This window comes from Pseudomonas alvandae (assembly GCF_019141525.1).
Taxonomy (GTDB): domain Bacteria; phylum Pseudomonadota; class Gammaproteobacteria; order Pseudomonadales; family Pseudomonadaceae; genus Aquipseudomonas; species Aquipseudomonas alvandae.
The window spans coordinates 232,136-259,043 of record NZ_CP077080.1; the positions used below are offsets into that span (position 1 = coordinate 232,136).

28 protein-coding genes are annotated in these 26,908 nt (G+C 60.1%); 11 read left to right on the forward strand and 17 right to left on the reverse strand.

Annotation, left to right across the window (positions count from 1 at the left end):
* Position 1: 1 nt before the first annotated feature.
* Together glyS and glyQ are read right to left on the reverse strand one after the other, a co-directional pair.
* Positions 2-2,056 carry a glycine--tRNA ligase subunit beta gene (glyS, locus tag KSS97_RS01020; RefSeq protein WP_030139015.1) on the reverse strand — a complete coding sequence of 685 codons (2,055 nt, stop codon included), beginning with the start codon at positions 2,054-2,056 and terminating at the stop codon, positions 2-4.
* Positions 2,053-3,006: a glycine--tRNA ligase subunit alpha gene (gene glyQ, locus KSS97_RS01025; RefSeq protein WP_022641565.1), complete on the reverse strand. Its 954-nt coding sequence runs from the start codon at positions 3,004-3,006 to the stop codon at positions 2,053-2,055. Before glyQ ends, glyS begins: the two co-directional genes overlap by 4 nt.
* Positions 3,007-3,087: 81 nt before the next feature.
* Between glyQ and KSS97_RS01030 the strand changes: the two genes are divergently transcribed.
* The 4 genes from KSS97_RS01030 to KSS97_RS01045 all read left to right on the forward strand — a co-directional run bounded on the left by KSS97_RS01030 (position 3,088) and on the right by KSS97_RS01045 (position 6,649).
* Positions 3,088-3,645, forward strand: coding sequence for a DNA-3-methyladenine glycosylase I (locus tag KSS97_RS01030; protein WP_030139014.1), 558 nt, complete (start codon positions 3,088-3,090; stop codon positions 3,643-3,645).
* A gap of 43 nt (positions 3,646-3,688) precedes the next feature.
* Positions 3,689-4,576, forward strand: a complete 888-nt coding sequence (locus tag KSS97_RS01035) for a lysophospholipid acyltransferase (protein ID WP_030139013.1) — start codon at positions 3,689-3,691, stop codon at positions 4,574-4,576.
* Positions 4,577-4,769: 193 nt separating this feature from the next.
* A complete protein-coding gene (locus KSS97_RS01040; protein WP_217860729.1) occupies positions 4,770-5,495 on the forward strand; it encodes a hypothetical protein in 726 nt (241 codons plus the stop codon).
* Between the two features lie 365 nt (positions 5,496-5,860).
* The gene (locus KSS97_RS01045; protein ID WP_030139011.1) at positions 5,861-6,649 is read left to right on the forward strand and encodes an SDR family NAD(P)-dependent oxidoreductase; all 789 of its coding nucleotides are present in this window, start codon (positions 5,861-5,863) and stop codon (positions 6,647-6,649) included.
* A 113-nt stretch (positions 6,650-6,762) separates the two neighbouring features.
* Here KSS97_RS01045 and KSS97_RS01050 read toward each other — a convergent pair whose 3' ends face one another.
* Both KSS97_RS01050 and KSS97_RS01055 read right to left on the reverse strand, forming a co-directional pair.
* A complete protein-coding gene (locus KSS97_RS01050) occupies positions 6,763-7,053 on the reverse strand; it encodes a hypothetical protein (RefSeq protein WP_217860735.1) in 291 nt (96 codons plus the stop codon).
* 33 nt (positions 7,054-7,086) lie between these two features.
* Positions 7,087-7,506 (reverse strand): organic hydroperoxide resistance protein, encoded by a 420-nt coding sequence (locus tag KSS97_RS01055; RefSeq protein WP_217860737.1) that lies wholly within the window; start codon positions 7,504-7,506, stop codon positions 7,087-7,089.
* A 397-nt stretch (positions 7,507-7,903) separates the two neighbouring features.
* Here KSS97_RS01055 and KSS97_RS01060 point away from each other — a divergent pair, with 397 nt between their 5' ends.
* Entirely contained in the window at positions 7,904-8,269 is a 366-nt protein-coding gene (locus KSS97_RS01060; RefSeq protein ID WP_198796130.1) for an NIPSNAP family protein, read from the forward strand.
* Positions 8,270-8,327: 58 nt separating this feature from the next.
* Here KSS97_RS01060 and KSS97_RS01065 read toward each other — a convergent pair whose 3' ends face one another.
* Both KSS97_RS01065 and KSS97_RS01070 read right to left on the reverse strand, forming a co-directional pair.
* Complete coding sequence (locus KSS97_RS01065) at positions 8,328-9,452, reverse strand: GGDEF domain-containing protein (protein WP_217861951.1); 1,125 nt, start codon at positions 9,450-9,452, stop codon at positions 8,328-8,330.
* 138 nt (positions 9,453-9,590) lie between these two features.
* Positions 9,591-10,154, reverse strand: coding sequence for a TetR/AcrR family transcriptional regulator (locus KSS97_RS01070; protein ID WP_217860739.1), 564 nt, complete (start codon positions 10,152-10,154; stop codon positions 9,591-9,593).
* 191 nt (positions 10,155-10,345) lie between these two features.
* Here KSS97_RS01070 and KSS97_RS01075 point away from each other — a divergent pair, with 191 nt between their 5' ends.
* Positions 10,346-10,996, forward strand: coding sequence for a glutathione S-transferase (locus KSS97_RS01075; RefSeq protein WP_030139005.1), 651 nt, complete (start codon positions 10,346-10,348; stop codon positions 10,994-10,996).
* Positions 10,997-11,074: 78 nt separating this feature from the next.
* Here KSS97_RS01075 and KSS97_RS01080 read toward each other — a convergent pair whose 3' ends face one another.
* The 4 genes from KSS97_RS01080 to KSS97_RS01095 all read right to left on the reverse strand — a co-directional run bounded on the left by KSS97_RS01080 (position 11,075) and on the right by KSS97_RS01095 (position 14,144).
* Positions 11,075-11,449 (reverse strand): lysozyme inhibitor LprI family protein, encoded by a 375-nt coding sequence (locus KSS97_RS01080; protein ID WP_033062452.1) that lies wholly within the window; start codon positions 11,447-11,449, stop codon positions 11,075-11,077.
* A 177-nt stretch (positions 11,450-11,626) separates the two neighbouring features.
* The gene (locus KSS97_RS01085) at positions 11,627-12,397 is read right to left on the reverse strand and encodes a MetQ/NlpA family ABC transporter substrate-binding protein (RefSeq protein ID WP_030139003.1); all 771 of its coding nucleotides are present in this window, start codon (positions 12,395-12,397) and stop codon (positions 11,627-11,629) included.
* A gap of 77 nt (positions 12,398-12,474) precedes the next feature.
* On the reverse strand, positions 12,475-13,137 hold the full coding sequence (locus KSS97_RS01090) for a methionine ABC transporter permease (RefSeq protein ID WP_030139002.1): 663 nt from the start codon (positions 13,135-13,137) through the stop codon (positions 12,475-12,477).
* Positions 13,137-14,144, reverse strand: coding sequence for a methionine ABC transporter ATP-binding protein (locus KSS97_RS01095; protein WP_198796129.1), 1,008 nt, complete (start codon positions 14,142-14,144; stop codon positions 13,137-13,139). The genes KSS97_RS01090 and KSS97_RS01095 overlap by 1 nt, the downstream gene beginning before the upstream one ends.
* A gap of 266 nt (positions 14,145-14,410) precedes the next feature.
* Between KSS97_RS01095 and katE the strand changes: the two genes are divergently transcribed.
* Complete coding sequence (gene katE, locus KSS97_RS01100; protein WP_217860743.1) at positions 14,411-16,546, forward strand: catalase HPII; 2,136 nt, start codon at positions 14,411-14,413, stop codon at positions 16,544-16,546.
* Positions 16,547-16,651: 105 nt separating this feature from the next.
* Here katE and KSS97_RS01105 read toward each other — a convergent pair whose 3' ends face one another.
* From KSS97_RS01105 to zur, 4 genes are read right to left on the reverse strand one after another with little or no spacing between them, the layout of a single operon-like run.
* Positions 16,652-17,365 (reverse strand): PA5502 family lipoprotein, encoded by a 714-nt coding sequence (locus tag KSS97_RS01105; protein ID WP_217860745.1) that lies wholly within the window; start codon positions 17,363-17,365, stop codon positions 16,652-16,654.
* Positions 17,366-17,402: 37 nt separating this feature from the next.
* Complete coding sequence (znuB, locus tag KSS97_RS01110; protein ID WP_217860747.1) at positions 17,403-18,191, reverse strand: zinc ABC transporter permease subunit ZnuB; 789 nt, start codon at positions 18,189-18,191, stop codon at positions 17,403-17,405.
* Positions 18,184-18,966, reverse strand: coding sequence for a zinc ABC transporter ATP-binding protein ZnuC (gene znuC, locus KSS97_RS01115; protein WP_030138997.1), 783 nt, complete (start codon positions 18,964-18,966; stop codon positions 18,184-18,186). Before znuC ends, znuB begins: the two co-directional genes overlap by 8 nt.
* Entirely contained in the window at positions 18,966-19,448 is a 483-nt protein-coding gene (gene zur / locus KSS97_RS01120; RefSeq protein WP_018602776.1) for a zinc uptake transcriptional repressor Zur, read from the reverse strand. Before zur ends, znuC begins: the two co-directional genes overlap by 1 nt.
* Positions 19,449-19,514: 66 nt before the next feature.
* Here zur and KSS97_RS01125 point away from each other — a divergent pair, with 66 nt between their 5' ends.
* The gene (locus KSS97_RS01125) at positions 19,515-20,444 is read left to right on the forward strand and encodes a zinc ABC transporter substrate-binding protein ZnuA (protein ID WP_030138996.1); all 930 of its coding nucleotides are present in this window, start codon (positions 19,515-19,517) and stop codon (positions 20,442-20,444) included.
* 134 nt (positions 20,445-20,578) lie between these two features.
* Here the strand turns inward: KSS97_RS01125 and KSS97_RS01130 are convergent, their stop codons facing one another.
* Complete coding sequence (locus KSS97_RS01130) at positions 20,579-21,529, reverse strand: homoserine kinase (RefSeq protein ID WP_198796124.1); 951 nt, start codon at positions 21,527-21,529, stop codon at positions 20,579-20,581.
* Positions 21,530-21,588: 59 nt separating this feature from the next.
* Positions 21,589-21,876: a DUF2782 domain-containing protein gene (locus KSS97_RS01135; protein ID WP_030138994.1), complete on the reverse strand. Its 288-nt coding sequence runs from the start codon at positions 21,874-21,876 to the stop codon at positions 21,589-21,591.
* 74 nt (positions 21,877-21,950) lie between these two features.
* Here KSS97_RS01135 and polA point away from each other — a divergent pair, with 74 nt between their 5' ends.
* Positions 21,951-24,719, forward strand: coding sequence for a DNA polymerase I (polA, locus tag KSS97_RS01140; protein ID WP_198796123.1), 2,769 nt, complete (start codon positions 21,951-21,953; stop codon positions 24,717-24,719).
* A 303-nt stretch (positions 24,720-25,022) separates the two neighbouring features.
* Here the strand turns inward: polA and yihA are convergent, their stop codons facing one another.
* Positions 25,023-25,664 (reverse strand): ribosome biogenesis GTP-binding protein YihA/YsxC, encoded by a 642-nt coding sequence (gene yihA, locus KSS97_RS01145; RefSeq protein ID WP_030138992.1) that lies wholly within the window; start codon positions 25,662-25,664, stop codon positions 25,023-25,025.
* Positions 25,665-25,855: 191 nt separating this feature from the next.
* On the opposite strand from yihA, the gene KSS97_RS01150 reads away from it, so the two are divergent.
* Both KSS97_RS01150 and KSS97_RS01155 read left to right on the forward strand, forming a co-directional pair.
* Entirely contained in the window at positions 25,856-26,146 is a 291-nt protein-coding gene (locus KSS97_RS01150; protein WP_030138991.1) for a c-type cytochrome, read from the forward strand.
* A 46-nt stretch (positions 26,147-26,192) separates the two neighbouring features.
* Positions 26,193-26,804, forward strand: a complete 612-nt coding sequence (locus tag KSS97_RS01155) for a c-type cytochrome (RefSeq protein WP_030138990.1) — start codon at positions 26,193-26,195, stop codon at positions 26,802-26,804.
* The last annotated feature ends 104 nt before the right edge of the window (positions 26,805-26,908 follow it).

Sequence of the window (26,908 nt, forward strand, 5' to 3'; positions counted from 1 at the left end):
TTTACCCCAGCAGCGAAATATCGGCAACACCGAGGAACAGCCCACGCAGGCGCGCCAGCAGTGCATAGCGGTTGGCCCGAACGTTGGCATCTTCAGCGTTGACCATCACCGCCTCGAAAAACGCATCCACTGGCTCGCGCAGTGCCGCCAGGCGCGCCAGGGTTTCGCTGTACTGACGCGCCGCCGCCATTGGCTGGACCGCCTGGTCCGCCTGCTGGATCGCCGAGTACAGGGAAAACTCGTTGGCATTGTCGAAGTACTTGGCTTCGACGGTGGCCGCAATGTTGCCTTCGGCCTTGCCCAGCAGGTTCGATACGCGCTTGTTCACCGCCGCCAGCGCTGCCGCTTCCGGCAATTTGCGGAAGGCTTGCACCGCTTGTACGCGCTGGTCGAAGTCCAGGGCCGAACCCGGTTTCAGGGCACGCACCGACAAGTAGGTCGCAACGTCGACGCCTTCGTCTTCATAACGCGCACGCAGGCGGTCGAAGATGAATTCCAACACTGCATCGGCCAGGCCGGCAGCCTTGACCTTGCTGCCGAACGCATTGACGGCGAAGGCCACGGCGTCGTTCAGGTCCAGGTCCAATTGCTTGTCGATCAGGATCCGCAACACACCCAGCGCCGCGCGACGCAAGGCATACGGGTCCTTGCTGCCCGTGGGCAGCATGCCGATGCCGAAGATGCCGACCAAGGTGTCGAGCTTGTCGGCGATCGCCACGGCCGCACCGGTCAGGGTGGTCGGCAGTTCAGCACCGGCACCGCGCGGCATGTACTGCTCGTTCAGGGCCAGGGCGACGTCTTGCGGCTCGCCGTCGTTGAGGGCGTAGTAGTAACCTGCGACGCCTTGCATCTCCGGGAACTCACCGACCATCTCCGTGGACAGGTCGCACTTGGACAGGATGCCGGCACGCGCCGCGCGCTGGGCATCGCCGCCGATGCGTGGGGCGATGTACGCCGCCAGTTTCGAAACGCGCTCGGCCTTGTCGTAGACGCTGCCGAGTTTTTCCTGGAACACGACGTTGCGCAGGCGCTCGTTGAAGCTTTCCAGGGGTTGTTTCTTGTCTTGCTTGAAGAAGAACTCGGCATCGGTCAGGCGCGGGCGAACGACTTTTTCGTTACCGGCGACGATCTGCTGCGGATCCTTGCTTTCAATGTTGGCGACCGTGATAAAACGCGGCAGCAACTTGCCTTCGGCGTCCAGCAGGCAGAAATATTTCTGGTTGTCCTGCATGGTGGTGATCAGCGCTTCCTGCGGCACTTCAAGGAAACGTTCCTCGAACGAGCACACCAGCGGCACCGGCCATTCCACCAGCGCGGTCACTTCGTCCAGCAGGTTGGCCGGCACGATGGCGGTGCCTTCCTGCAGGGTCGCCAGTTCTTCGGTGCGCTTGCTGATCAGCTCGCGGCGCTCGTTGGCGTCGGCCAGCACGTAGGCGGCGCGCAAGTCGGCCAGGTAATTGGCCGGCGCGGTAATGCGTACGCTTTGTGGATGATGGAAGCGGTGGCCGCGGGAGTCGCGACCGGCCTTCTGGGCAAGGATCGTGCAATCGATGACCTGGTCACCGAGCAACATCACCAGCCATTGGGTTGGACGCACGAACTCTTCCTTGCGCGCGGCCCAGCGCATGCGCTTGGGAATCGGCAGGTCGTTCAGAGAGTCTTCGACGATGGTCGGCAACAGGCTGGCGGTCGGCTTGCCCTTGATGCTCTGGCTGTAGCGCAGCTTCGGACCGCTCTGGTCGATTTCGCTCAGGTCCACGCCGCACTTCTTGGCGAAGCCCAGGGCGGCCTGGGTCGGGTTGCCGTCGGCATCGAACGCGGCCTGGCGTGGCGGACCATCAAGGTTGATGCTGCGGTCGGGTTGCTGGGTTTCGAGGGCAGTGATCAGCACGGCCAGGCGGCGCGGCGCGGCATAGACGTGTTTGGTTTCGAAATTCAGGCCAGCGGCGTGCAGGCCTTTCTCGATGCCGGCCAGGAACGCTTCGGCCAGGGTGTTCAGGGCTTTGGGTGGCAGTTCTTCAGTGCCCAGTTCAACCAGAAAATCTTGAGCACTCATTGTGCAGCCTCCAGCTTAGCCAACACTTCATCACGCAGGTCCGGGGTCGCCATCGGGAAGCCCAGCTTGGCACGGGCCAGCAGGTACGCTTGCGCAACGGAACGCGCCAGGGTGCGCACACGCAGGATGTATTGCTGGCGCGCGGTCACGGAAATCGCCCGGCGTGCGTCCAGCAGGTTGAAGGTGTGGGACGCCTTCAACACCATTTCATAGCTCGGCAACGGCAGCGGCTGGTCCAGCTCGATCAGGCGCTTGGCTTCGCTTTCATAAAAGTCGAACAGTTCGAACAGCTTGTCGACGTTGGCGTGTTCGAAGTTATAGGTCGACTGCTCCACTTCGTTCTGGTGGAACACATCGCCGTAGGTCACTTTGCCGAACGGGCCGTCGGCCCACACCAGGTCGTAGACCGAGTCCACGCCCTGCAGGTACATCGCCAGGCGCTCGAGGCCGTAGGTGATCTCGCCGGTGACCGGGTAGCACTCGATGCCGCCCGCCTGCTGGAAGTAGGTGAACTGGGTCACTTCCATGCCGTTGAGCCAGACTTCCCAGCCCAGGCCCCAGGCGCCCAGGGTCGGCGATTCCCAGTTGTCTTCGACGAAACGGATATCGTGCACGAGCGGGTCGAGGCCGACGTGCTTGAGGGAGCCCAGGTACAGCTCCTGGAAATTCTCCGGGTTCGGCTTCAGCACCACCTGGAACTGGTAGTAGTGCTGCAGGCGGTTCGGGTTTTCGCCGTAGCGGCCGTCAGTCGGGCGGCGGCTGGGCTGCACATAGGCGGCGTTCCAGGTTTCCGGGCCGATGGCACGCAGAAACGTGGCAGTGTGGAAAGTGCCGGCGCCTACTTCCATATCGTAGGGCTGAAGTACCACGCAACCTTGCTCGGCCCAGTATTGCTGGAGGGCGAGGATCAAGTCTTGGAAGGTACGCACGGCTGGCGTAGGCTGGCTCACGAAATTCACCTGTTTCTTGGGCTGCGATTTAAAGAGCGGGAGTATACCCGATTCGTTCGTGCGCACGCCCCCTGGAGCCTTATGCCACGCTGCTTTTGGTGTTCTGACGATCCTTTGTACATGGCTTATCACGATCAGGAGTGGGGCACGCCGCTGCGCGATGCGCAGGGTTTGTTCGAGTTGCTTTTGCTCGAAGGGTTCCAGGCCGGGCTGTCCTGGATCACCGTTTTGCGCAAACGCGAGCGCTACCGGGAAGTGTTGTACGGCTTCGACGTGCAGCGCGTGGCGCAAATGAGTGACGCGGAAATCGATGAGCTGATGCTCGACCCCGGCATCATCCGCAACCGTCTCAAGCTCAAGGCCGCCCGCCGCAATGCCCAGGCCTGGCTGGCGCTGGAAGACCCGGTGGCGTTCCTCTGGTCGTTCGTCGGCGATAAACCCATCATCAATCATTTCAAGGATCGCACCGAAGTGCCGGCCATTACGCCCGAGGCGCTGGCGATGAGCAAAGGCCTGAAGAAAGCCGGGTTTACCTTCGTCGGGCCAACCATCTGCTACGCCTTGATGCAGGCCTCCGGCATGGTCATGGACCACACCCAGGACTGTGACCGCTACGCCGAGTTGGTAAACGGTGGTTAGAATAGCCGGCTCGCAACACGGCCCATACATTCAGGAGTGACCTGTGGATAAGTTGAAAGGCGCCTTGCTGGTCGGCGCTCTGCGGTTGTTTGCGCTGCTGCCCTGGCGAGCGGTGCAAGCGGTGGGCTCGGCCATCGGCTGGCTCATGTGGAAATTGCCCAACCGTTCCCGCGACGTGGTGCGGATCAACCTTGCCAAATGCTTTCCCGAGATGGACCCGGCCGAGCGCGAGCGCCTGGTAGGCCAGAGCCTCAAGGACATCGGCAAATCCCTGACCGAAAGCGCCTGCGCCTGGATCTGGCCGGCCCAGCGCTCCATCGAACTGGTGCGCGAAGTCGAAGGCCTGGAGGTGCTGAAAGAAGCCTTGGCCTCCGGCAAAGGCGTGGTCGGCATCACCAGCCACCTGGGCAACTGGGAAGTGCTCAACCACTTCTATTGCAGCCAGTGCAAACCGATCATTTTCTACCGTCCGCCCAAGCTCAAGGCGGTAGATGAACTGCTGCAAAAGCAACGCGTACAGTTGGGCAACAAAGTCGCGGCGTCGACCAAGGAAGGCATCCTCAGCGTCATCAAGGAAGTGCGCAAAGGCGGCCAGGTGGGCATCCCCGCCGACCCGGAACCGTCCGAATCCGCCGGTATCTTCGTGCCCTTCTTTGCCACCCAGGCCCTGACCAGCAAGTTTGTGCCGAACATGCTCGCTGGCGGTAAAGCAGTTGGCGTGTTCCTTCATGCCCTGCGCCTGCCGGACGGTTCCGGCTACAAAGTCATCCTCGAAGCCGCCCCGGAAGAGATGTACAGCACCGACACCGAAACCGCCTGCGCCGCCATGAGCAAGGTGGTCGAGCGTTACGTACGCGCCTACCCGAGCCAGTACATGTGGAGCATGAAACGCTTCAAGAAACGCCCGCCGGGCGAGGCGCGGTGGTACTGAAGGCAGGGCATCAATTCCGGCAAAGGCCTTACTTGTGGCAAGTATCCCCTCGCCACAACCACAATGCCTTGGCCTGCACGGTACCCGTGGCGAGGGAGCTTGCTCCCGCTGGGCTGCGCAGCAGCCCGCCCCCCTAAAGCTCGGCCCCCCGCTGTCGATAACCCGATGTATCCGCCAATCATGGACCGATGAAATGGAATTCTCTGTTAGCTCTGACGCTATCTCTCCCGCCAACACTAACCTCACCCGCTCCGACCAGAAGTTGGTAACCAATCCTCCTACGGACGCCGTAAAGCAGCTGACAAGTGCCGGCCCTGCAGCGATCTTTCACCCCAGTGAAGAAACCCAGGCCATGGTGCAATCGCCGGTCATCATCGAAACCTGGATCGGTCGCTCCCAATCACCAGACTTCCCTCGATTCGCCGCGATTACCGAGAGCGCGAAAAACACCCTGAGAAGCGCTTTCGAGACGTTCCAGTCAATGCTGTCGGCAACCCATCCGGACCTGGCCGGCAAGAAATATGGCTTCACCGTCGAGGCCGATGGCCGCCTGAAGGTGCTCAACACGGCCGGCCAACTCAGCAGCGCGGACACCCAGCGGCTGACCGATCTGCTCAATGAGTCCACTGACCTGAAAGCCGCCGCCGTTGCGTTCCGTGACGCCTCTATCGACATGGTCGACGCCGACTCGCCCTGGTCCGGCAGTTACCTGGGCCGCTACAACCTGACCCAGGAAAACTTCGCCAGCACCATCGATCTGGCGCCGATGCTCAAACGCGCCGGCTCGGTCCCTCCCCAGGAGTTTTCGGACGGGTTGTTTTTCAACCAACTGGCGTACAAAGGCGAACGGGCGACGCGAGAGACGGAAGCCGCAATGCTTGAGCGGCGTGCTGCGCAGCGATTCAGCGCGCAAGCCTGAAAGCTGGGTCGACCGAACCCCGTGGCGAGGGAGCTTGCTCCCGCTGGGCTGCGCAGCAGCCCCTCCCCATGACCAAGAACCCCCACCAACCCTGTGGGAGCGAGCTTGCTCGCGAAGAGGCCGGCAACTTCACATCGATGTCGGCTGATGCCCTAACCTTGCTTGTTCCCCAACCTGCCAAGGAAGTAGCAACGGGCATCCGCGGAAAAGACCGTCACAAAGAGGCGCAAAGCCTCAATCGTGTCCATGATTAAGGGCCTGCGATATCGGCGACGTTGGACGGCAAAGCCTTTCTAGATCCGTCGGACGACCGTTCAGCCAGAAATATCGCACTTCCTCTGGTTCGTTAATCAAGGAGTCCCCTCATGAATATCGATTTCACCGGACGTCATGTCCTGGTCACCGGGTCCACCAGCGGTATCGGTTTCGCGACTGCCAAAGGCTTCCTTGAAGCTGGCGCTCAAGTGGTTATCAACGGTCGCAGCGAGAGCAGTGTGGAGGACGCGCTGCAGCGCTTGGGCGCCCTTGCTTCAAGGGCGACTGGCTTTGTCGGTGATCTCAGTCACGCGCCTGGCTGCCAGGCACTCATCGCCCAGCACCCCAGCTTCGATATCGTCATTAACAACTTGGGCATTTTCAAACAGGAAGACTTCTTCGAAACGCCGGACAGTGAGTGGCAGCGCTTCTTCGAAACCAACGTAATGTCCGGCGTGCGCGTTTCCAGGGCCTATGCGCAGGGCATGGTCGAGCGCGGTTGGGGGCGGATTGTGTTTATCTCGTCGGAATCGGGCGTGAACATTCCTGCCGACATGATCCACTACGGCTTCACCAAAACCGCCCAACTTTCAATCGCTCGTGGCCTGGCCAAGCGCCTCGCTGGCACGGGCGTGACGGTGAACTCGGTGTTGCCGGGGCCGACGCTTTCCGAAGGCGTTGCCCAGATGCTCCAGGCCGACGTCGAGCGCAGCGGGGAAAGCCTGGAAAAGGTCGCGGCAGATTTCGTCAACGAGCATCGCAGCACCTCGATCATCCAGCGCGCGGCGCGCGTCGAGGAAGTCGCCAACATGATCATCTACGCCAGCTCGGAACAGGCCTCGGCCACCACTGGGGCGGCACTGCGTGTCGATGGCGGTGTGGTGGATAGCATCGTTTAGGACCCTGGAACACGTTGCAAAAAACGCCGCTTCCTCGTGAGAGATAAGCGGCGTTTGTGGTTGGAAACAACATGGGTTGATTCGACCAGCTCTTGGGGCGATGGAGGGATTGTTTAGCCCACTCTGTTTTCCATCAGTCGATCCGAACCGCCCTCGGCTACGCGATTTTCGATCAGTCGATCCGAGCCACCTTCGGCTACACGGTTTTCGATCAGTCGATCCGAGCCACCTTCGGCTACACGGTTTTCGATCAGTCGATCCGAGCCGCCTTCAGCGACACGGTTCTCGATCAGTCGATCCGAGCCACCCTCGGCGAACGTAGGTTGAACATAGGAAGTCGCGAACGCATTGCCGAGGGACAGTGCCAGAAGCGAGCCAATGAGTGTTTTGCCGAGAGTGTTCATGTCCTGATCCTTTTTATTCGTAGATAGAGTGAGTTAGACGGTGACGTGCAAACGGACGTCGACGTTGCCGCGTGTCGCGTTGGAGTACGGGCAAACCTGGTGAGCCGCATCGACCAGCGCTTGGGCATCGGCTTGATCCAGGCCTGGCAGGCTGATGTGCAGGTCGATGTCCAGACCGAAACCACCAGGGATCTGGCCGATGCCGACGTGGGCCGTGATCGAGGCGTCAGCCGGAATGCTGCGTTTGCCCTGGCTGGCGACAAATTTCAACGCGCCGATGAAGCAGGCCGAGTAGCCGGCGGCGAACAACTGCTCAGGGTTGGTGGCTTCACCACCGGCGCCGCCCAGGGCTTTTGGAGTGGCCAGTTTCACGTCGAGAATCTTGTCGCTGGAAACAGCACGGCCATCACGGCCACCGGTGGAGGTTGCGACTGCGGTGTAGAGAACGTTCATGGTGTTTCCTCTTTTGCTGATGGGTTTGAGTTGTTTTGGTTTGCGCTAAATATTTGCGCGCTAACCAGTTGCGATAAAGTTAACGGATGAATAATTAGCGCGCAAGCTAAATTTTGAAAAATTTTTCGTCTTTGAATTAACCAGTTGATATGAAAGGAAATTTATTTTTAGGCTTTGCAATATCGCCAGCCCGCGTGAGCCGCGAGGTGAGGCCAGGGGAAGGACGCGCCTGGGGAATCAGCAGGACCCGCGCAATTGCAGGCTCTCAAAGGGAGGGAAATTCGCACCGATGATGGGCTTCTCGATCGTCCAACGCGTGCCGTAACGCAACTCGCCCTGATGGCGTAAGCTGAGCTGCGCGGATGCTCCCGTGGAAATGCCACATGGAAAATTTGGAATGACTCGAATTATTGAAATCCTGACGTACACCTTGAGGCCAGGATCGGGATTGGATTTTCACAAAGTAATGCAGAATGTCAGTGTTCCGCTTCACCTGGAGGCGGGCATGGATGTCGTTTCTTATGGCTGCTCATTACATGATAGTGACAACTATCACCTGATTCGCTCCTATGAAAGCGAAAGCCATCGCCAGGTATCTCAAGCAGTTTTTTACGCAAGCGTTGCCTGGAAGCAGGGTCCGAGAGAAGACATCATCAGTCGGATTGAAACCAGTACAACGATCGTTATGGCGCTCGCTCAAGACGCAATTGATGCCATCAGAGCTTCCGTAGACCTGTCTGGAGCCGGAGCTCGATCCGCGTAGCCGACATCGACAAAGGCAGGCCCAGTCAAATTCCGACTGTTAATACAAATCAACCCGACTAAGCGACAGCCACTCGATTACGCCCCAACGCCTTCGCTCGATACAGGGCCTTATCCGCATCGTTCATCAAGCTGTGAAGATCCTTATTACAGGCCCCCGTCGATGCGACGCCGAGGCTGGCCGATATGCCGTGGACAGGCTCGATCATCAAACCCGCGATCGTATCGATGAGCTGTTCTGCAATCTGGGTAGCGACTTCGATGGAAGTGTCCGGAAGCAGAATGGCGAACTCTTCCCCGCCGAGCCGCCCGTGGATATCGGTTGCCCGAAACGACGAACTGATCACCACCCCCATCTCGCGCAAAACCTGATCCCCCACCTGATGGCCGTAGGTGTCGTTGATGTGCTTGAAGTGATCCATGTCCAACATGACCGCACACAACCCCAATCGTTTGCTCTTGCACTCGTTGTAGAGTTGCTGGGCATGCTCGAAAAAAGCCCGCCGACTCTTCAGGCCGGTCAGTTCATCGGTTTGTGCGGCACGGGTCGAAATGCTGTTCGCCTGTTCCATTTCGCGAGTAAGACGAAAGGCGATTTCCAGTGCCTGGGACATCTTGTGCGTGGCGCGGGCCGCAAAGGCCGCAAACACCAGGATCGAAAGGGCCATGCCGACTTGAATCGAGGACGGTTGAAACAGCAGCCAGGCGGTGCAGGGAAACAGCACCAGGCCAATGGAGACCAGGGTCATATCGCGGTAGGCCGAGTAGCAGGACACCGCGCTGACGGACATCCCGACCGTAAAGAGCATGACCAATGCCTGGGACAACAGATCGTCCGCCGGCATGATCACAAACGCGCCGCCGCCCCAGATACCGGCGGATAACACCAGTGTGATCCAGTATTTGCGCTCCCAACGTTGAGGCGTGCGCTTACTTTCGTCGCTGCGGAAATAGGCAACGAACATTGCGATACGCAACAGTGTCGATGCGGTCAGGATGGCCAGCCACCAAAAAATAACGCTGTGCTCAAACCGGTCCCAACACAGCCAGCTCAGCATGATGGCAGCCAGGTAACTGCCAAAAACCGCAGAAACGGATTGGCGAAACAGTTGTTGCAGTCGGTCAGTTCGCACTTGCTCGGCTATGAAGCAATCCTGGCCGTTCCGAGATCTTGGGCCATCCATTTGATCCACCTGATCGTGACGCAACGAAAACGGCGATTGTGGCACCCTGCCACCAATGCAAACAACTGAATTACTGTGGCGAGGGGATTTAGCAAAACGTCAGACGCCCCAACCATTCCTTCCTGACGACAACCAGGATCAGGCTGGAATCAACCCTGTCTCCCGGTAACTCAATATCAAATCATCGTACAGACCGACATCCGCCCGAGTCCGCGCGATCAACTGGGCACCCGCAACAGCGGTGTAGATGGCACGGGCTCGGCGCTCACATTCTGCCGCGCTGCCCACTTCGACATCGGCCAACACCTGGGCAAGCCATGTCACGTTAACGTCCGCAAACGCGCGGATCTCCCGCAAGACTTCATCGGGAAGATCTTCGTATTCGGCGGCCATGAAGCTGGACAGACATAGCCTGTTCCCGTCCTCAAGCGACTTTCGAAAAATGGATGGATACAACTGAACGCACACCTTCGGCTCGGGATTGGCGGCGCGTATCCCTTCAAGCACCTGCTGCACGTCTTGCCAGTAGCGCTCGGCAACCGCGGCAGCCAGCCCTGCCTTGCTCGGAAAGTGGTAGTAAATGCTGGCGTTCTTGATGCCCACCGCTTCGGCAATGCTACGGAAATTGATCCCACTGTAACCGTGCAGTTGGGCAGCGGATTTCGCTGCCGCCAAGATGGCTTCTCGAGCATTTTCGTTCACGTTACCGCCTCGTTACGAGATTTGATTCAGTTGGACGCGATTCTACGCCCGGATCCCCTACCTGCCAATTGTCAGGTAGGGGATTGACGGGGTTAAAATATCAGCTCAATCTTTCACCTACCAATTGACAGGCAGGTGCTCGAATCATGTCTCCTTCACAACAGCGCGCTGACGTTTCAACGGTTCCTGAAATGAAAATCTACGATTGGTTCAACGGCCCCTACCCCGCCCGCGTGCGCATTGCACTGGCGGAAAAAGGCTTGTTGCCGAAAATCGAATTCATTCCGGTGAATCTCTGGACCGGTGAGCACAAGAAACCGGAATTCCTCGCCATCAATTACTCCGGGACACTGCCCGTGCTGGAGCTGAACGATGGGACGCTGATCGCCGAATGCACGGCGATTACCCAATACCTGGATAGCCTCGTCGGCGAACCGACGCTGACGGGCGAAACGCCTCTGGAAAAGGGCCTTATCCACATGATGACCAAGCGTGCCGAGCTCGAATTTCTCGACGCCGTCAGTGTGTACTTCCACCATGCCACGCCGGGCCTCGGCCCAGATGTCGAGCTGTACCAGAACGCCGAGTGGGGCGGCCGGATGCGCGACAAGGCGATCAGAGGCATGCGCTATTTCGACAGCCTGCTCAAAGACCAGCCCTTTGTGGCGGGCGAGAAATTCTCGATGGCAGACATTGCGGTACTGGGCGGGATGATCTTCGCCTCGCTGGTGCAGCTCCCCGTGCCTGGAGAGTGCCTAGCACTTCGAGCCTGGCACGCCAGGATGCAGGAGCGCCCCAGCGTCCGGGCATGGCGCGCGATGGTCGAGCGTGGCGCCGCGTAGCGCTGATAAAAAAGAAAAACCCGACGCTTTACGTCGGGTTTTCGTGGGTACGACTGCAAGTTCGACGTGCTTATCGGATTACTCGACTTGCGACAGCTTGGCGTCGTCGCAACCGGCAGCACGGCACTCGCGCTCCACAGCCTTGAGTATGACGATACGCGCCTCGGTCTTCTCATTGGCGCAGTCCAGGTAGAGCAGGCCATCGTTGGAGCAGGCGCTGTCACGATTTTTGATCCACTGGATTTGAGCGGCTTTCACCTTTTTCTTTTGATCCGGGTTCAGGGCACTCATCGTCTTCTTGTATTGATCATTGATGTCCTGATCCGACTGAACCATTTTCAGCGACGCGCAATAGGTTCTGTCATAGGCGTTTCTAGGGTTGTCGCAACTCATCGCAGACGCCGATGCGGATGCCATTGCCAGCAATGCCCCAACCAACAAAGACTTGATCACTCACTTCTCTCCCTGAATGCCCTCTATTGATTAGAGGTCGCGGCGCGAATTTATCATGAGGGTTATGGAACAATGAAGCAGATCCCAGGGTTTATTCGGCCCGAACGATGGACAAACGCTGCAAAAAAAACGGGCCTGCGTTCCCACGCAGCCCCGTTCTTTTCACACCCAATCAGCTCAAAACGCCGGCAAAACCGCGCCTTTGTACTTCTCAAGAATAAAAGCCTTCACTTCCGGCGTATGCAGCGCGGCGACCAGCTTCTTCATCGCCTCACTGTCCTTGTCATCCTCACGAGCCACCAGGATGTTCACATAAGGCGAGTCGTTACCTTCAATCACCAACGCATCCTTGGAAGGATCAAGCTTGGCCTCCAACGCATAGTTGGTATTGATCAACGCCAGATCCACCTGGGTCAGCACCCGCGGGATAGTCGCCGCTTCCAGCTCACGGAATTTCAGATCCTTTGGGTTCTCAACGATGTCCTTGGTAGTGGACAGGATGTTGCCCGAGTCCTTCAGCTTGATAATCCCAGCCTTAGCCAGCAACAACAGCGCACGACCGCCATTGGTAGCGTCGTTCGGGATCACTACGTTAGCGCCGCCCGGCAATTCGGTCAGTGCCTTGTACTTGCTGGAGTAAGCACCCAGGGGTTCCAGGTGCACGCCGGCCACGCTCACCAGATGCGTGCCCTTGGCCTTGTTGAACTCATCCAGGTACGGCTGGTGCTGGAAGAAGTTGGCGTCCAGGCGCTTTTCCGCGACCTGCACGTTCGGCTGGATATAGTCGGTGAAGACTTTGACCTTCAAATCCACGCCTTCCTTCGCCAACGCCGGTTTGACGAATTCGAGGATTTCCGCGTGGGGCACGGGCGTGGCCGCGACGGTCAGGGTGTCGGCGTGGGCGGAGAACGCGGCGGCAGCAGCGAAGGCAACCAGTAGTTTTTTCATTCAGCTAACTCCTTTTGAGGCGCCTGCTCTCGGCGCCTGCCAGCGAATGGCCGGCTCATGTTTATGGGCGCGAGGCCTTATTTTCTAGAGAAATGCACAACCAGCTTGTCGCCCACGGTTTGCAGGACCTGAACCAGGACCAGCAGCAACACCACGGTGACGACCATGACATCGGTCTGGAAACGCTGGTAACCGAAGCGGATTGCCAGGTCGCCCAGGCCACCGGCGCCGACTACACCGGCCATGGCCGTGTAGGACACCAGCGTAATCGCTGTCACCGTAATCGCTGCAAAAATGCCCGGACGGGCTTCCGGCAGCAAGGCGTTGACGATGATCTGCCGCGTGGTCGCGCCCATGGCTTGGGTGGCTTCGATGATGCCGCGGTCGACTTCGCGCAAGGCGGTTTCCACCAGGCGGGCGAAGAACGGTGTGGCGCCGACCACCAGCGGTGGGATCGCGCCGGCCACGCCTAGGGAGGTGCCGGTGATCAACACCGTGAACGGGATCATCACGATCAACAGGATGATGAACGGCAGCGAACGCAGGATGTTGACGATCAGCGACAGCAGCGCATAAACGCCGCGGGCTTCGAGCAGTTGGCGCGGGCTGCACAGGAACAGCAACACGCCCAGGGGCAAGCCGAGCAGGACGGTGAACAGCAGCGAGCCGAACAGCATCAGGAAGGTGTCGCCGGTTGCCAGCCAGATTTCCAGCCAGTCGACGTTTGCAAAAAATTCCATCAGCGCAGCACCTCCATGTGGACATCGGCCGCGGTGAAGCGGGCGAATGCCGCCTCCATGTCACCGCCGGTGATGGCGAGGGTCAGTTGCCCGTAGGGGGTGTCTTTGATGCGGTCGATGCGACCGGCCAGGATGCTGTAGTCCACACCGGTTTCCCGGGCGACGGTGCCGAGCAATGGCGCGTAGGTCGCTTCGCCCTGGAATGTCAGACGCACGATACGCCCTGGGACGTGGGCGAAATCGTCGCGCTGTTCGCTTTCGTCGATCTGCTCGTCTTCCTGGACAAAACGCTTGGTGGTCGGGTGCTTCGGATGCAGGAACACCTCGGCCACCGGGCCTTGCTCGACGATCACGCCGGCGTCCATCACGGCCACTTGGTCGCAAACGCGGCGGATCACGTCCATTTCATGGGTGATCAGCACGATGGTCAGCTTCAGCTCGCGGTTGATCTCTGCCAGCAGTTGCAGCACCGAAGCGGTGGTCTGCGGGTCGAGGGCGCTGGTGGCCTCGTCGCACAGCAGGATCTTGGGTTTGGTCGCCAAGGCGCGGGCGATGCCGACGCGCTGCTTCTGGCCGCCGGACAGTTGCGCCGGGTATTTGCGGGCGTGGTCGGACAGCCCTACCCGCGCCAGCAGCTCGGCGACGCGCTGGTCTATTTCGCTGCGGGACAATTCACCAGCCAGCGTCAGCGGCAGCGCGACGTTGTCGGCCACGGTCTTGGACGCCAGCAGGTTGAAGTGCTGGAAAATCATTCCGACTTGCTGGCGGAAGCGGCGCAGGCCGCTGGCGTCCAGGGCGGTGACTTCTTCACCGTCGACGATGATCTTTCCGCCCGTGGAATCTTCAAGGCGATTGATCAGGCGCAGCAGGGTACTTTTTCCTGCGCCAGAATGGCCAATCAGGCCGAAGACCTGACCGTTCTCAATCGTCAGACTGGTCGGATGCAGGGCGGGGATATCCCTACCGGCGACTCGGTAGGTTTTATGAACATTTTGAAACTCGATCACGTAGCGAACCTTGTGGGGCGCGTTGAAAAAGGATCAGCGGTTAGCCGGGCGCGCATTTTAGCCTGTCCGTATAGAGGTTCTTAGCATTTATTTGAGAATGAACCAGTGATTTGGCAATAAGGCGATCAAAGGACAGATAAAAGGAACACAGCGAAACGCCATCGGTCACTCATTAAGCAACTCAAAACATGCCCAGGTACCGTGCCTGGCGCATCGAACTCACGGGTCCTGGCCACGGCGGGGATCGCAACGAGGAGTCATGCCTGATGAGCACTAACAAACCTGCCGCCCCCAGCCAATTGGCCGGGACCGATACCCTGGACCGCGGCAATAGCAACGCCAAGCTTGAAAGCCTGGAGCAGTTTCGCTCCGACGCCACTGAGCAGGCGTTGCGTACCAACCAGGGCGTGAAGATTGCCGATAACCAGAACACTCTGCGCGCCGGTGCGCGTGGGCCGTCGCTGCTGGAAGATTTCATCATGCGTGAGAAAATCACGCACTTTGACCACGAACGCATCCCGGAGCGCATTGTTCATGCCCGCGGGACTGGCGCCCATGGTTATTTCCAAAGCTATGAAGCGCATTCGGCCCTGACAAAGGCCGGTTTCCTGCAGGACCCGAGTAAAAAGACGCCTGTGTTCGTGCGTTTTTCCACTGTGCAAGGCCCGCGGGGTTCCGGTGACACCGTGCGGGACGTGCGTGGCTTTGCCGTGAAGTTCTTCACCGACGAAGGCAACTTCGACCTGGTGGGCAATAACATGCCGGTGTTTTTCATCCAGGACGCGGTGAAGTTTCCAGACTTCGTCCACGCGGTTAAACCCGAGCCCCACAACGAGATTCCCACCGGCGGCTCGGCCCACGACACGTTCTGGGATTTTGTCTCACTGGTGCCGGAATCGGCTCACATGGTGATTTGGGCGATGTCTGACCGGGCCATTCCAAAAAGCCTGCGCACCATGCAAGGTTTTGGCGTGCACACCTTCCGCATGATCAACGCCGAAGGCCTGAGCAGCTTCGTCAAATTCCACTGGCGACCCAAGGCTGGGACCTGTTCCTTGGTGTGGGACGAAGCCCAGAAGCTTGCAGGCAAGGATACCGACTACCACCGTCGCGACCTCTGGGAGTCCATCGAGATGGGCGATTACCCGGAATGGGAATTCGGTGTGCAAATCGTTGCCGAGGAAGACGAGCACAAGTTCGACTTCGACCTGCTCGACCCGACCAAGATTATTCCCGAAGAGCTGGTGCCCATCACGCCGCTGGGCAAGATGGTGCTGAACCGTAACCCGGATAATTTCTTCGCCGAAGTCGAGCAGGTTGCGTTCTGCCCCGGGCATATCGTGCCGGGCATTGATTTCACCAATGACCCGTTGCTGCAAGGCCGGCTGTTTTCCTACACCGATACGCAGATCAGCCGACTCGGTGGGCCGAATTTTCATGAGTTGCCGATCAATCGCGCGATCACGCCCGTGCACAACGGCCAGCGGGATGCCATGCACCGCACTACCATCGACAAGGGACGCGCGTCCTACGAACCGAACTCCATCGATGGCGGTTGGCCGAAAGAGACGCCGCCCGGCCCACAGGATGGCGGTTTTGAAAGCTATCCGGAGCGTATCGACGCTCACAAGATCCGCCAGCGCAGCGATTCGTTTGGCGATCATTTCTCCCAGGCACGGCTGTTTTACAAAAGCATGAGCCCCCACGAAAAAGAACACATCATTGCGGCCTACAGCTTTGAACTGGGAAAAGTGGAGCGTGAATTCATCCGGGCGCGGCAGGTGAACGAGATCCTCGCCAATATCGACCTGGAACTGGCCGGGCGAGTTGCCAAGAACCTTGGCTTGCCGGCACCGAGCGCCGGTACGGTTGATGTTCCGACGCCATCGCTGGAGCAATCCCCGGCCTTGAGCCAGGCGAACCTGCTCTCTGGCGACATCAAGACGCGCAAAGTGGCGGTATTGGTGGCCAACGGTGTCGATGGGGCGGTCATCAATGCACTCAAGCAAGCCCTGGAGGCCGAAGGTGCCCACGCCAAAGTGCTGGGGCCGACCTCGGCGCCGGTCACCACGGCGGATGGGCAGACGCTGGCGGTGGATGCGTCCATGGAAGGCCTGCCGTCGATTGCCTTTGACGCGGTGTTCGTGCCAGGCGGTGCGGAGTCGATCAAGGCCTTGAGTCGCGACGGCGTGGCGTTGCATTACGTGCTGGAGGCCTACAAGCATCTGAAAGCCATTGGGCTTCATGGTGAGGCCCGGCAGCTGTTGGTGGAGTTGAAGCTGGAGGTGGATGCGGGGTTGATCGAAGATGCGGATGCGAGCGGTTTTTCGCGGTTTTTTGCGGCGATTGCCCAGCATCGGGTTTGGGCGCGGGAGCCGAAGGCCAAGGCGGTTCCGGCCTAAAGAGATTTGTTGTCTGGTAGGGCGCTATCGCGAGCAAGCTCGCTCCCACATGGGGTTTCGTGATCGACACAAACCACTGTGGGAGCGAGCTTGCTCGCGATGCTTTTAGGGCTTACGCGGCGTTAGCACCATCTGTGCCGGCACACTGCGCAAAATCTGCTTCTGCAGTTTCAAGTCAAACCCCGGATCAAGCTTCTTGACCCGCTTTGTCAGCAACGTCGCCAGCCATGGATAGTCATTGGTGCGTGGCGCCTGGATGCTGACGTCACACTGATAACTCACCACATCGGCGGCGATGGCATCTAATTGCCGACGCATTTGCTGTATATCAGCGAGGTTAAGCGCAACGGTGGTGCTCGGCTCGCTCGGGTCGATCACCTTGGCGACGGGTTTTGCTTCGGCAGCCTTGAGGTCTGCTTCGGCTTTATCCAGCTCGGCCTTGCGGGCCTCGGCAATGGCACTGTTGACTTCGCCGGTCAGCGCTGGAGCCTTTGGCATCAAGGCCCGGGCACGGCTCAGGGCAGTGGCGGCGGCGTTTACATCGCCTTTTTGCAGATCGATCTGGCTGCGGCGCAGGTACGCCTCGGCCAGTTGCCGTTGGTAGGGCTCCAGCGAGCGATCTTCGGGCGCCTGGCTTTGCAAAGCGGCCAATTGGTCTTCAGCGGTGGCCAGCTCATTGCTGGCCAGGCTTTGTTCGAGCTGGGCAATGGCCGGAGCCCTTGTATCAGGGGTCTCGACGACTGGCGGCGTGCTCTGGCAGGCACCCAGCAGCAGGGAAAACGCGACAAGGAGCAGATAACGGGAGGCGAACGGCTTCATTCCTGCGACTCTCTATTTGCGCAAAAAGCGAGCAAGTCTACACCCCTCGACGGGGCAGGACAAAACTCAGCAGAAACAACGCAGCGGCGCTGACCACGATCGATGGGCCGGCCGGGGTGTCCTTGAACCAGGACAGTGCCAGCCCGCCACACACCGCGAGCATGCCCAGCAGGCTTGCACCCAAGGCCATCTGCTCGGGTGAGCGGGCGTGACGCTGTGCCGCAGCCGCAGGAATGATCAGCAATGAGGTAATCAGCAAGACGCCGACGATTTTCATCGCCACGGCGATGACCACCGCGATCAACAGCATCAGTGCCAAGCGCAGGCCCACCACGGGCAAACCTTCGACTCGCGCCAGCTCTTCATGGACGGTGACCGCCAGCAACGGACGCCACAGCGTCACCAGCAACAGCAGCACCGCCGCGCTGCCGCCGAGGATCCAGGCAAGGTCCGTCGGACTGATCGCCAGCAAGTCGCCGAACAGATAGGCCATCAGGTCGATCCGCACGTCCCGCATGAAGCTCAGCACTACCAGCCCGAGCGACAGCGTGCTCGGCGCCAGGATGCCCAGCAGCGTGTCGGACGCCAGCGGCTGGCGTTGTTGCAAGGTCACCAGCACCACCGCGAGCAGCAGGCAGCCAACCGTCACCGCGATGGCCGGGCTGACGTCCAGCAGAAAACCCATGGCCACGCCAAGCAGCGCCGCGTGGGACAAGGTGTCGCCAAAATAGGCCATGCGCCGCCAGACCACGAACGACCCCAGTGGACCGGCCACCAGCGCGAGCGCCAAGCCTGCAAGCAGGGCGTACAACAGAAAATCAGCCATGCTTGCAGCCGTCTCCATGAACATGTTTTGAAGCAGAAGGGGGGTTGACCACCGAACCGTGCAGGTCATGGGCATGGTCATGGTGGTGATGATAAATCGCCAGACTCTGTGCGTTCTTTCCGAACAGCTCGACGAAAGCCGGATCGCCGCTGACCTGTTCAGGATGCCCGGAACAGCAGACGTGACGGTTCAGGCAGACCACCTGGTCGGTGGTGCTCATGACCAGGTGAAGGTCGTGGGACACCATCAACACGCCGCAGCCATGGCGGTCGCGCAAACGGGTTATCAAGCTGTACAGCTCGGCCTGTCCCGCTACATCGACCCCTTGCACCGGCTCGTCGAGCACCAGCAGTTCGGGCTCGCGCAACAGGGCACGGGCCAGTAATACCCGCTGCATCTCGCCGCCGGAAACACTCTGGACCGGGCTGTCGATCACCTGCTCGGCGCCGACTTCCTTCAGCGCGGCCAAGGCGCGTTCACGATCCACGCCCGGTACCAAACGCAGGAATCGCAGGACCGACAGCGGCAACGTTGGATCGACATGGAGTTTTTGCGGCATGTAACCGACGCGCAACCGAGGCTTGCGCCAGACGCTACCGCTGTCCGGCTTGAGCAGCCCCAGCACGGCGCGCACCAGGGTGGTCTTGCCGGCACCGTTGGGGCCGATCAACGTCACGATCTGCCCCGGTTCGACGCTTAAATGGATGTTATCCAGCACGTTCTGCCCGGCGAACGTCACGGCCACCTGCTCGAGGCGGATCAGCGCGTTGCTCATCAGGCCCCCTGGCAGCCGGAGCAGAGGCCGACCACTTCGACGGTCTGGGTGTCGACCACGAAGCCGACGTCCTTGGCGCTGGCGATGATGGCATCGCTGATGGATTTCTGTTCCAGCTCGATGGCGGCGTGGCATTCGCGGCAGATCAGGAACTGGCCTTGGTGGGCGTGTTCCGGATGGTTGCAGCCGACGAAGGCGTTCAGCGACGAAATGCGATGCACCAGGCCATTTTCCAGGAGGAAATCCAGGGCACGGTAGACGGTTGGCGGCGCGGCACGACGGCCGTCCTGCTCGCTGAGCACCGCGAGAATGTCATACGCGCCCAGTGGCTTGTGGCTTTGCCAGACCAATTCCAGCACCCGCCGACGCAGGGCTGTCAGGCGCAACCCTTGGCGCGCGCAAATGGCATCGGCCTCGGACAGCGCGCTGTGCACGCAGTGGGAGTGATCGTGGGGACGGCTGGCGAGGGGTGTAATAGGCATGGGCAGCGACGAGTTCAGTGAGAGACGTTATTATGTTACCCGTTCTCGCCTCTTCGAGTGGTCATCGTGTCCCGATTTTTTTCGCTCTTTGTCGCTTTTGTCGCAAGTTTCCTGCTGATTGGCTCGGCCCAGGCCGACGTCAAGGTGCTCACCAGCATCAAGCCGTTGCAATTGATTGCCGCCGCCGTGCAGGACGGCGTGGCCGTTCCGGAAGTGCTGCTGCCGCCGGGCGCTTCGCCCCATCACTACGCGTTGCGGCCCTCCGATGTGCGCAAGGTGCAATCGGTGGACCTGCTGTACTGGATCGGGCCGGACATGGAAGGTTTCCTACCGCGTGTGCTGAACGGTCGTACGTTGCCATCGGTTGCGGTGCAGGACCTACCGGGGCTCACGTTGCGTCATTTCGCCGAGGACAGCGCGTCCCACGAAGATCATGACGATGGCGGCGATGAGCACGATCATGATCATCGCCCCGGCACCGTGGATGCCCACCTGTGGCTGTCGCCGCACAATGCGCGCGTGATCGCCGCCAGGATGGCGGCTGACCTGAGCGCAGCGGATCCGGCGAATGCTGCCCGTTATCAAAGCAACCTCAAGGGTTTCAACCAGCGCCTCGATGCCTTGGACGCGCGCCTCAAGACACGCTTGGCCGGGATCGCGGGCAAGCCGTATTTCGTCTTCCATGAAGCATTCGATTATTTCGAAGACAACTATGGACTCAAGCACGCCGGGGTGTTCGCCGTGGCCGCCGAAGTCCAGCCCGGCGCCCAGCACGTGGCGGCCATGCGCACGCGCTTGCAGGCGGTGGGCAAGACCTGCGTCTTCAGCGAACCACCGTTGCGCCCGCGCCTGGCCGAAACCCTGGTGGCCGGGTTGCCGGTGAAACTGGCGGAGCTGGACGCGCTGGGTGGCTACACCCCGGCGACGGCGCAGGGGTATGAGCAGTTGTTGGAGAAGTTGGGGAATGATTTGGCGGGGTGTTTGGAGTCGCTATAGCCTGTCAACGCAGAACCTGTGGCGAGGGAGCTTGCTCCCGCTGGGCTGCGAAGCGGCCCTAAAAATCTTGCGGTCGCTGCGCAACCGAGCGGGAGCAAGCTCCCTCGCCACAAAAGCCTTCGCGTCGCCTGCTGTTATAGGGCGAAAGGCAACAACGCGTGGACCTTCTGCCGCTGCGCCAACCGCTGCTGGAATTCCATCGGATCGTGGATCAACACATCCTGACCAGCGAACGACTCGGCGGCGATCAGCCGCGACAACCAGAACCGCACGCATGCCACACGCAGCATGGTCGGCCACAATTGCGCCTCGGCGGCGGTGAACGGCCGTAGCGCCGCATAGGCGCCCAGCAATGCCCTCGCCCGTGGGCCATCGAGCACACCGTCGTCATCCGAACACCAGTCATTCAATGCGATGGCGACGTCGTACAGCATCGGCCCGGAGCAGGCGTTGTAAAAGTCGATCAGTCCGGTCAGGTGCGTGCCCTCGAACATCGCGTTGTCACGGAACAGGTCTGCATGGATGTTGGCCCGGGGCAGCGCCAGGATGCCGACTTTCTTCAGCGAAATTTCCTCCAGCGCAGCTTCCAGCAACTGACGTGGCTCGGTATCAAGGTGCGACAGCAGTTTGCCGCCCTCCTCCTCCATCCAGTCCAGGCCACGATCGGTCTTGCGTTTGATCATGTTGTCCTTGGTCGCCAAGTGCAGATGCGCGAGCAATTCGCCGACTTGGGCGCAGTGCTGGGCGTTGGCCTGCTTGATGTGCTTGCCGGCCAGGCGCGGTTGCAGCAGCGCCGGTTTGCCCGCCAGTTCCCGCAGCGCAACGCCGTCTGTCGTACGCAAGGCGTAAGGCACCGGCAGATTGGCGTCGTGCAGAACGTCCAGCAGTTCGATGAAGAACGGCATTTCCTGCACCGGGCCACGTTCGACCAGGGTCAGGACGAATTCACCCTGCTCCAGGCTGATGAAAAAATTGGTGTTTTCGCTGCCGGCAGCAATCCCCTGGAAATCAAGTAGACGGCCAAGCCCATAAGGGGCGAGAAAGGTTTCCAGCTCGGGCCGAGCCAGGGGCGTGAACACAGACATGGTTAAAACTGCCAGTACGGGCGCCCTTCAGCGGGCGCCGGTTGAAGTCGGGAGCGGCATCACCACTCAAAGATTTTCCACGAAGGGATCAGCATATCCGGCTGGTCCGAGCGGATGAAGTTTGCATCAGTGCCGTCGGCGCGTACCAGGAAATAAGGCTTGCCGTTCTTGGGCGTGACCTTGATCGCGTACAGAAAGCCGTTTTGCCGATATTCCTGGATGGTTTTGTCGCCTTCGGTGCGGATAGTGACATCCGGGTCCGCCGAGGGTGCGTCGTCCGCCGCCATGACGGCTATCGGGGTGAATGCAAACAAGCCAGCGAGTAACAGGCGATTTAGTGTACGCATGATAACCTTGTCCCTTTGTCGTCAACGGTCCCGCTATTCTAGCCTTGGACCCGCCGAAAAGGTTGATCCTGCTCATGAGCCAAGCCCCCCTCGTCCTGGTGGACGGTTCTTCTTATCTGTACCGCGCCTTTCACGCGCTGCCACCGCTGACCACGTCCAAAGGCCTGCCGACAGGCGCGGTCAAGGGCGTGCTGAACATGCTCAAGAGTCTGCGCAAGCAGTACCCGGACAGTCCGTTCGCCGTGGTGTTCGACGCCAAGGGTGGGACGTTTCGCGATGCGCTGTACGCCGAATACAAGGCTAATCGCCCGAGCATGCCCGACGACATGCGGGTGCAGATCGAGCCGCTGCACGCCAGCGTCAAGGCCCTGGGCTTCCCGCTGCTGTGCGTGGACAACGTCGAGGCCGATGACGTGATCGGCACCCTGGCGCGCAGCAGCGCGGCGGCTGACCGTCCGGTGGTGATCTCCACCGGCGACAAGGACATGGCGCAGTTGGTCGATGGGCACATTACCTTGGTCAACACGATGACCGGTAGCGCCTTGGACGTGGCTGGCGTGAAGGAGAAGTTTGGCGTCGCTCCGGAGCAGATCATCGATTACCTGGCGTTGATGGGCGATTCGTCCGACAACATCCCGGGCGTTCCGGGCATCGGGCCGAAGACCGCTTCCGGCCTGCTGGTGGGCGTCAATGGCGGCCTGACCGAACTGTATTCACAGCTGGATATTGTCGCCACGCTGCCAATTCGCGGTGCCAAGACCCTGGCCGCCAAGCTCGAAGAGCACAAGGAAATGGCCTTCCTCTCCTATGAGCTGGCGACCATCAAGACCGACGTGCCGCTGGATGTCGGCCTCGACGACCTGCAGATGGGCGCGCCGGATCACGAGAAACTGGCCGAGCTTTACACCTTGCTGGAGTTCAAGAGCTGGTTTGAAGAAAACCAGCGGGACGCCAAGCGTGCCGGCCAGGAGATCGTCGAAGTTGCCGAAGAACAGCCCGGCGCTGCCGAGGCCAAGTACGAAGTCATCCTTGACCAGGCGCGCTTCGACGCGTGGCTGGCGAAACTCGACAAGGCGCCGCTGTTTGCCTTCGTCACCGAAACCAACGGAGGCGATGCCCAGCACTCGCAACTCGTTGGGTTGTCGTTTGCCGTGGCGCCTTTCGAAGCGGCGTATATCCCGCTGACGCATTCCTACATGGGCGTGCCCGAGCAGTTGGACCGCGACACGGTGCTCAAGGCGCTCAAGCCGCTGCTGGAAGATCCGAACAAGCTCAAGGTCGGCCAGCACGCCAAGTTCGAAACCAATATCCTGGCCAACTGCGCCATCGGTGGCGACCAAGACAACGGCATCCTGGTCCAAGGCATTGCCTTCGATACCATGCTTGAATCCTACGTGCTGGATTCCACCGCGACTCGCCACGACATGGACAGCCTGGCGCTCAAGTACCTGGGCCAAAGCAAGACCGACTTCCAGGACATCGCGGGCAAAGGCGTCAAGCAACTGACCTTCGACCAGATATCCCTGGAGCTGGCGGGGCCTTATGCCGCCGAAGACGCCGACGTAACCTTCCGCCTGCACCAGGCCTTGCAGGAAAAACTGGCCGCCACGCCGAGCCTGGGCAAGGTACTCAGCGAGATTGAAATGCCATTGATGCCGGTCCTGGCGCGGATCGAGCGCCAAGGGGCGCTGGTCGATGCCAACCTGCTGGGCGCGCAGAGTGTCGAGCTGGGCGAGAAACTGGTGGCCCTGGAGCGTGAGGCATTTGCCATCGCCGGCGAGGAATTCAACCTGGGCTCGCCGAAGCAATTGGGCGTCATCCTGTACGAAAAACTTGGCCTGCCGGTGCTCAGTAAAACCGCCAAGGGCCAGGCGTCCACCGCCGAAGCGGTGCTCGCCGAGCTGGCGGAGCAGGATTACCCGCTGCCCAAGGTGCTGATGCAGTACCGCTCGCTGAGCAAGCTCAAGAGCACCTACACCGATCGCCTGCCGGAGCAGATCAACAGCCGCACCGGGCGCGTCCATACCAATTACCAGCAAGCCGTCGCTGCGACCGGACGCCTGTCGTCCATCGACCCGAACCTGCAGAACATTCCGATTCGCACGGCCGAAGGTCGGCGCATCCGCCAGGCCTTCGTCGCGCCGAAAGGCTACAAGCTGCTGGCGGCGGATTATTCGCAGATCGAGCTGCGGATCATGGCGCACCTGGCCAAGGATGAAGGTCTGCTCCATGCGTTCCGCAACGACCTGGATGTGCACCGTGCCACCGCCGCCGAAGTGTTCGGCGTCGAACTGCAAGCCGTCACCCATGATCAGCGTCGCAGCGCCAAGGCGATCAACTTCGGCTTGATCTACGGCATGAGCGCGTTCGGCCTCGCCAAGCAGATTGGCGTCGATCGCAAGCAGTCCCAGGCCTACATCGACCGCTACTTCGCCCGTTACCCGGGTGTGTTGGAATACATGGAGCGCACCCGCGCCCAGGCGGCCGAGCAAGGTTTCGTCGAAACCATTTTCGGTCGTCGCTTGTACCTGCCAGACATCAACGCGAAGAACCCGGCCCTGCGCAAAGGCGCCGAGCGCACCGCCATCAACGCGCCGATGCAAGGCACCGCGGCTGACATCATCAAGAAAGCCATGGTGGCCGTGGATCGCTGGCTGGCGACCTCAGGGCTGGATGCGAAGGTGATCCTGCAGGTCCACGACGAACTGGTCCTGGAAGTGCGCGAAGACCTGGTCGATCAGGTGAGCGGGGAAATCCGCCAGCACATGAGCGCCGCCGCCACGCTGGACGTGCCGCTGTTGGTAGAAGTAGGTGTGGGCAATAACTGGGATGAGGCGCACTGATCGCAAACCTAGGTCGAGTGCTCTTGTGGCGAGGGAGCAAGCTCCCTCGCCACAGGGAGTCACCGCAATGCAGCGTCGGGAGCATCAGCTCTGAAAGTTCCTACAGTTATTTCCAAAAAAATCTGAACTAAACCCGTGAAATCCCACTCAGAGATTCTGAATGGCTGGTGAAGCCCTTCAATGCTCCTATGTTGTGTTAAGTGTTGGCAGATATCTGGACCCCGCCCTAGCGGTCCGGAACTTGGACCCCGAACTTCCCCCTCCCCATACGAAGTCCGGGGTTTTTTTTGCCTGCGATTTGGCTTATTCAGCCGCGTCGCTGCCCTTGTCCGCCAGCTCCATCCAGTCGGCCAGCACCGTGTAGGCTTCTTCCAACCCCATGCGCTTGGGGGCCGAGAACAACTGGATGGTGATCGTATCGCCCCAGCCCTTGCGAATCTCCGACTGCACCTTGAGCAGCGTGTTCTTCGCGGCGCCGTAGGTGAGTTTGTCGGCTTTGGTCAGCAGAATGTGCATCGGCATGCCGCTGGCGACTGCCCAATCGAGCATCAGCAAGTCGAAGTCAGTCATCGGATGGCGGATGTCCATCATCAGAATCAAACCCTTCAAGCTTTCTCGGCTGCCCAGGTAGGCTTCCAGGTGGCGTTGCCAGTGCTGCTTGAGCGGAATCGGCACCTTGGCATAACCGTAGCCGGGCAGGTCGACCAAACGGCGTTCATCGTCTAGCTTGAAGAAGTTCAAGAGCTGTGTGCGGCCCGGAGTTTTCGAAGTACGGGCCAGGCTCGCATGGGTCAGGGTGTTCAGCGCGCTGGACTTACCGGCGTTGGAACGCCCGGCGAAAGCCACTTCGAAGCCTTCGTCGTCAGGGCATTGATCGACTTTGGCAGCGCTGAGCATGAAGGTGGACTGTTGGCACAGGCCGAGGATAGGGTTCTTCAGTTGCATGGGATTTCCGATGTGGGCGGCGTCGGGAATGGACGCGGCAAGCTGTGTCGTTTCCGTTTCAGTGACGCCAGTATATAATGCCGCAGATTTTGTGTGCGCTTTGTCCCAGCGTAGGATGAGGCTCACGGGAGCGACCGACCGAAATTGCGCACTAGAACGCAGCTCGCTCTCAACCCTGAAAAGGTCGTTTTATGACGAAATGGCTGCTAGCTGCCGGTGTCTTGATGCCGCTTTACAGCGCTCAGGCTACACAGGATCCGGAAGCTGTGTACAACCGTGTTTGTGGTGCTTGTCATTCCGGCCAACTGCCCACGGCACCCCGCAAGGGTGACCGGGAAGCTTGGACGCCAAGGTTGGCGAAAGGTATGGGGACGCTGGTGCAACACGTGACCCAGGGTTTCAAGGCGATGCCGCCGCGTGGTTTGTGCATGGACTGCAGTGCCGAGGATTACCAAGCCATCATCCAGTGGATGAGCGAGTAAACCCGGTCCATAACTCTTTAACCCTTAGCCGTAGTTGGATTAGCTGATGAACAAACTGATCGTGAGTCTGCTGTTGACCTTGGGGATGTCCGGCGTAGCCCACGCCGCAGGCGATGCCGCCGCCGGCCAGGCAAAAGCGGCCGTATGCGGGGCCTGCCACGGCCCGGATGGCAACAGCATGGCGCCCAACTTTCCGAAACTGGCGGGCCAGGGCGAGCGTTATCTGACCAAGCAATTGCATGACATCAAGGACGGCAAGCGTGTCGTCCTGGAAATGACCGGCCTGCTGACCAACCTGAGCGATCAGGACCTGTCGGACATCGCCGCTTATTTCGCCAGCCAGAAGGGCAGCGTCGGCGCCGCTGATCCAAAACTCGTGGCTCGCGGTGAAGCGCTGTTCCGCGGCGGCGACCTGGACAAGGGCCTGCCCGCCTGCACCGGCTGCCACTCGCCGAATGGCAGCGGCAACGCCGCCGCAGGCTTCCCACACCTGGGCGGCCAGCACGCGCAATACGTCACCAAGCAATTGACCGATTTCCGCAAGGAAGAAGGTGGTCGTGCCAACGACGGCGACGCGATGACCATGCGCACCATCGCGCGCAAGCTGAGCGACGAAGACATCGCCGCTGTGTCGAGTTATATCCAGGGTCTGCATTAAGACCGTTGGCCAGGCGTTGTGAGGTTTGCATTCCCCGCAACGTTAACACTCGATTAATCTGTCGATGCAAACATCAAAAGGGTGGCTTTGGCCGCCCTTTTTTG

What these genes read in the sequence shown, in the direction of transcription:
- glyS (WP_030139015.1), bottom strand. Translation starts at nt 2,056, where the DNA reads ATGAGTGCTCAAGATTTTCTGGTTGAACTGGGCACTGAAGAACTGCCA.
- KSS97_RS01030 (WP_030139014.1), top strand. Translation starts at nt 3,088, where the DNA reads ATGCCACGCTGCTTTTGGTGTTCTGACGATCCTTTGTACATGGCTTAT.
- KSS97_RS01040 (WP_217860729.1), top strand. Translation starts at nt 4,770, where the DNA reads ATGGAATTCTCTGTTAGCTCTGACGCTATCTCTCCCGCCAACACTAAC.
- KSS97_RS01045 (WP_030139011.1), top strand. Translation starts at nt 5,861, where the DNA reads ATGAATATCGATTTCACCGGACGTCATGTCCTGGTCACCGGGTCCACC.
- KSS97_RS01050 (WP_217860735.1), bottom strand. Translation starts at nt 7,053, where the DNA reads ATGAACACTCTCGGCAAAACACTCATTGGCTCGCTTCTGGCACTGTCC.
- KSS97_RS01055 (WP_217860737.1), bottom strand. Translation starts at nt 7,506, where the DNA reads ATGAACGTTCTCTACACCGCAGTCGCAACCTCCACCGGTGGCCGTGAT.
- KSS97_RS01060 (WP_198796130.1), top strand. Translation starts at nt 7,904, where the DNA reads ATGACTCGAATTATTGAAATCCTGACGTACACCTTGAGGCCAGGATCG.
- KSS97_RS01065 (WP_217861951.1), bottom strand. Translation starts at nt 9,452, where the DNA reads ATGGATGGCCCAAGATCTCGGAACGGCCAGGATTGCTTCATAGCCGAG.
- KSS97_RS01075 (WP_030139005.1), top strand. Translation starts at nt 10,346, where the DNA reads ATGAAAATCTACGATTGGTTCAACGGCCCCTACCCCGCCCGCGTGCGC.
- KSS97_RS01085 (WP_030139003.1), bottom strand. Translation starts at nt 12,397, where the DNA reads ATGAAAAAACTACTGGTTGCCTTCGCTGCTGCCGCCGCGTTCTCCGCC.
- KSS97_RS01090 (WP_030139002.1), bottom strand. Translation starts at nt 13,137, where the DNA reads ATGGAATTTTTTGCAAACGTCGACTGGCTGGAAATCTGGCTGGCAACC.
- katE (WP_217860743.1), top strand. Translation starts at nt 14,411, where the DNA reads ATGAGCACTAACAAACCTGCCGCCCCCAGCCAATTGGCCGGGACCGAT.
- KSS97_RS01105 (WP_217860745.1), bottom strand. Translation starts at nt 17,365, where the DNA reads ATGAAGCCGTTCGCCTCCCGTTATCTGCTCCTTGTCGCGTTTTCCCTG.
- znuB (WP_217860747.1), bottom strand. Translation starts at nt 18,191, where the DNA reads ATGGCTGATTTTCTGTTGTACGCCCTGCTTGCAGGCTTGGCGCTCGCG.
- znuC (WP_030138997.1), bottom strand. Translation starts at nt 18,966, where the DNA reads ATGAGCAACGCGCTGATCCGCCTCGAGCAGGTGGCCGTGACGTTCGCC.
- zur (WP_018602776.1), bottom strand. Translation starts at nt 19,448, where the DNA reads ATGCCTATTACACCCCTCGCCAGCCGTCCCCACGATCACTCCCACTGC.
- KSS97_RS01130 (WP_198796124.1), bottom strand. Translation starts at nt 21,529, where the DNA reads ATGTCTGTGTTCACGCCCCTGGCTCGGCCCGAGCTGGAAACCTTTCTC.
- KSS97_RS01135 (WP_030138994.1), bottom strand. Translation starts at nt 21,876, where the DNA reads ATGCGTACACTAAATCGCCTGTTACTCGCTGGCTTGTTTGCATTCACC.
- polA (WP_198796123.1), top strand. Translation starts at nt 21,951, where the DNA reads ATGAGCCAAGCCCCCCTCGTCCTGGTGGACGGTTCTTCTTATCTGTAC.
- yihA (WP_030138992.1), bottom strand. Translation starts at nt 25,664, where the DNA reads ATGCAACTGAAGAACCCTATCCTCGGCCTGTGCCAACAGTCCACCTTC.
- KSS97_RS01150 (WP_030138991.1), top strand. Translation starts at nt 25,856, where the DNA reads ATGACGAAATGGCTGCTAGCTGCCGGTGTCTTGATGCCGCTTTACAGC.
- KSS97_RS01155 (WP_030138990.1), top strand. Translation starts at nt 26,193, where the DNA reads ATGAACAAACTGATCGTGAGTCTGCTGTTGACCTTGGGGATGTCCGGC.